Source organism: Paenibacillus sp. 598K, assembly GCF_003851045.1.
Classification (GTDB): Bacteria; Bacillota; Bacilli; order Paenibacillales; family Paenibacillaceae; genus Paenibacillus_D.
The window spans coordinates 2,402-2,949 of sequence record NZ_BFBX01000151.1; the positions used below are offsets into that span (position 1 = coordinate 2,402).

The 548-nt window shown below is 58.0% G+C and carries 1 protein-coding gene and 1 pseudogene; both read right to left on the reverse strand.

The features are described 5' to 3' along the window. A partial coding sequence (locus tag PA598K_RS36715; RefSeq protein ID WP_185602353.1) for a hypothetical protein occupies window positions 1-257 on the reverse strand: 257 nt, incomplete at its 3' end. Between the two features lie 18 nt (window positions 258-275). Beyond that, window positions 276-548 (reverse strand): annotated as a pseudogene (locus PA598K_RS32085) (carbohydrate ABC transporter permease); the annotation flags it as partial.

A 548-nucleotide genomic window follows, 5' to 3' on the forward strand; every position in this document is an offset into this window, starting at 1 on the left:
CCCCAAGCCGGCGCGGCCTTCTGGATGCCCGATTCGGTCAGGATATCAGCCACATCGTATATCGTGCCGCCGCCCTTCGGGACGACCGGGTCGAACCAGAGCGAATAGTTGATCGAGACGAGATCATCCATCGCCGTAATGTCGAGCGCTCCTTCAGCTACAGCCGTTTCCGCCGACTTCATCGGCCCCCAGCCTGTGAGCAGCACGATCGCGGCGACTGCCGCGATGCCGGTGCGCGCCCAGCTCTTGCTCTGCATATGAACCCTCTCCATTCTCTACATTTTGATCGCGCCTGACGTCATCCCCTGGATGAAGTATCGCATGCCTACCGAGAAGATCAGCACCAAAGGCAGCGACGAGAGCGTATACGCAGCGAATTGCACGCCCATATCGGTAATGCCGAACTGATTCATGAACAAGGTGAGGCCGACCCCGAGCATCTGTATCCTCGCATCGCTGATCGTCAAGAGCGGCCAGATGTAGTCGTTGTAGATGCCGACGGCTTGCATGATGAAGATCGTACTGATGATCGGCATCGACAGCGGGAA